Source organism: Eudoraea sp. (genome assembly GCF_049665975.1).
In the GTDB taxonomy this organism is placed as follows: domain Bacteria; phylum Bacteroidota; class Bacteroidia; order Flavobacteriales; family Flavobacteriaceae; genus Eudoraea.
In genome coordinates this window covers 1-3,100 of sequence record NZ_JBATGR010000005.1, presented here as the reverse complement: position 1 = coordinate 3,100, position 3,100 = coordinate 1, and the positions used below count along the sequence as shown (strand labels likewise).

Below are 3,100 nucleotides of genomic sequence, written 5' to 3'. Positions count from 1 at the left end.
AACTAGGCCTGCACTATCAATTAATTGTAAAAGGTGATGGCAACTGTAAATTATTTATAATATTTCACCTCTTCACCATAAGCTATAAGCACAAGAGCATCGAAATGATTTAACAATTCAGTTTTATTACTCTCCATATTAAAAATAAACATATCATTGAATATTCTGTTTTTTAATCCACCATTTTTATTTGTGATTTGTTTTGCATCAATAAAATGGTTGTTTTTGAGCGATGGCAAAAGAGATAAAATAGATTTGTTTTTTTTTGCTGATTTTATAATAGCTTTTTCATTTCTTCCAGGTAATCTAATAGAGCCAACTGCAATATGATAAGAAGCATTAGGATTTAATTGTATGAATTGATGTCCCATTGTTTGTCCCAACATCAATTTACCATTGGATTTTGACATATGTGCATTTGATATCCAAACAATAAATTTTTTATTTGGGTTCTGCTTAACCAAAAAATTAAGATTTTTAGCCATTTGTTTATCTCGAATAGCAATTCTTTTTTTATCAGAATTGTTGTCTTTGATTGTGTAAAGCTTAATAACACTTTTGAAGCTCTCTAAAATTTGATTCCAAGTTTTATTGTTTTTAACTGCTTTTTCTGAAAGAAGACTTAAAGTGTATTTTTCTAAATAATTAATTTCTTCATTGGTTAATATTTCACTACTCTTATATTCATTTTTTATAATAACTTTTGCCAATTTTGTGAATTTTTTATCGAGTTTAATGTCCTTAGTAATAAGGAATTTTGACAGTTTAACTGTAAAATGCTCATGAGAATATGGTGTGCCTATTCGGTTATCAAAACCCCAAATAGTAACTTTATTTTTTGCAAGAAAATCAAAAAGCTCTTTACATTGATTTGATTTACTCCACATTGAATATAAATTCCTTTGATTATGGTCAAATAGCAAAGCAAAAAAATCACTTTCAAAAGCAATGTCCTTGTAACCTTGTTCTATTACCAAATATTTTACAAATTCAGTTTTAGCAAGGAAATCAGAACCACTATAATGCACAGCCTCCCCGAGAAAAACTGTTTGGTTTTCTTTTGTATTTTGGTCAATAATAACCTTAACTTCATTTGTTAATAAGTCATTTATTGAATTTAATTGGTAAATATCTTTATCTACTTGTGAGATGAGTAGTTGATAAGCGAAAAAGAATATTGTAGGTAATTGAGTTTTCTTCATTATTGTTGCCAGCAATAGGCTATTATTTCGGCGTATTAAAAAGCCGCGGAGCCAAAGCTTGGTTCCCGTCCCAATAACTATCGGGATTATTGCGCACCGGGGGCGTAGCTGCTAATGGCGGAAATCATTCACCTTTGTTGTTTTGATAAATGTAGGATTATTCTTTAATTGATGCAAATAATTGAGTTGAACATGCCTGCCGGTTTACCCTCCTGAGGCTGGCAGGCCCGCCTTTCGAGGGCTGGCAGTTTATAGCGAGTGTTATAAAAAGTGCCCTTGAATTAATCAAGTCCAACTTTTATCTTTTATCCAATTCTTTTTCCGTAAAATAAAGCATCCTGGCATAATCTTCAACCCAATCTAGTTCATGTTCTGCATCAAATTTGACATCTAAAAGATAGGGCTTATCATTGGAAGGATTGAAAGACTGTAATAGTGCAATATATTTCCCGGGGGCAGAAGGAGATATTAAATAGTCTCGAAACCCAATAATCAATAGGGTGCTAGGATAGTCAATTGTATTTGATAGATTCACCACAGGATCCATCTTTAAGAGATCTTTATAACTTTCTAATTCAGTAATTGTTCCAAATTCAAAAGCGCTATCTGAATCATCGATTTCCTCTATATATTCAACTCTTATTACATTTAATGTTGGTACAAAACCGGTAAAAACTTTGTAAAGATCAGGGCGTTCATTTATTGCCATAGCACCGGTTATAGCACCTGCACTGTTCACATTCAGCCCCAATTTTTTAGCTCCTATATATTTATTTTTAATTAAATATTCACTGCAAGCATTTAAATCTTTCCAGGAATTTTCTTTTGTGGATTTCATCCCTGCCTTATGCCAGGCGGGTCCCTTTTCACCTCCTCCTCGGACATGTGCAGTCGCATAAATATTACCTTGGCTCACAAAATCCATAATAGGTGCATGAAACCAAGGTGTTTCAGACATTCCATAGGCGCCATAAGCAGATATTATTCCCTTGGCATCAGGGCTATATTTATGGTCTGACCGTCTTATGATACTCAAAGGTATCATTGTTCCATCATATGAAGCGACTTCTACCACTTCACTTAATATTTCATCATATTCCGGATAATTGGGCCACATACCAAGCTCCACAAATTCCAATTCATTATCGGCATTGCGATAATAGGTTTTTCTATTAGCTGTCCAACCGGATATTGAGACCCATAATTTGCTTTTATAAGGAGATAGCCAATTTAGAGAAACATCTCCTGCAGGGAAAGGCAATTCGATTTTCTCAGGGGCTTTCTCAGATTTATATTTGTATAAAACTTCTGAAATACCATTGGTGGAAATCGTGTAGAAAATTTCATTTTTTAAAACTGCAAAATCTTGAATTTGATTTTCTGCGGCCCCTTTTATTAAAACTTTAGGAGTAGAAAAATTTGGATTTATTAAGTCTGAGGAACATAATTCAATGTTGTCGCCATTTTCACGAATATAATAAAATACGTGATCACGTTCTTTTCCATAATCGTAAAATATTTTTTCATTTTTTCTAAATAATAATTTCCAATTATAATTACCTTGTAAAAAATCCTCGGTAGGCAAATAATAGCAATCCCAAAAATCTGAAGCATTGGCAAGATAAATAAATATATAGTTATCTTTCATTGATCGGAATATAGGTACTGGATAATATTCTTCATTAAGCGAAATCCCTGAAAACCCATCCTTAAATACCGCCTTAGGCTCTTCATTAAGTGCTTTTAAGTTATATAATGCCGTAAAACTGTTCCTATCATTTTGCTCCTCTCCATTATTTGGATAGGCAATGTATAGAATAGATTCATTATCCGGAGTCCATACAATCCCCCCCGCTTTCTCTGGCTTAGCATTTTTGATTGGATTTCCAATTATTTGT

General features: G+C 32.9%; 2 protein-coding genes. Both read right to left on the bottom strand.

Features of this window, described 5'->3' with window-relative positions:
- Positions 1 to 50: 50 nt before the first annotated feature.
- The gene (locus tag WBN20_RS00250; protein WP_424280287.1) at positions 51 to 1,202 is read right to left on the bottom strand and encodes an erythromycin esterase family protein; all 1,152 of its coding nucleotides are present in this window, start codon (positions 1,200 to 1,202) and stop codon (positions 51 to 53) included.
- Positions 1,203 to 1,500: 298 nt separating this feature from the next.
- A partial coding sequence (locus WBN20_RS00245; RefSeq protein WP_424280286.1) for a prolyl oligopeptidase family serine peptidase occupies positions 1,501 to 3,100 on the bottom strand: 1,600 nt, incomplete at its 5' end.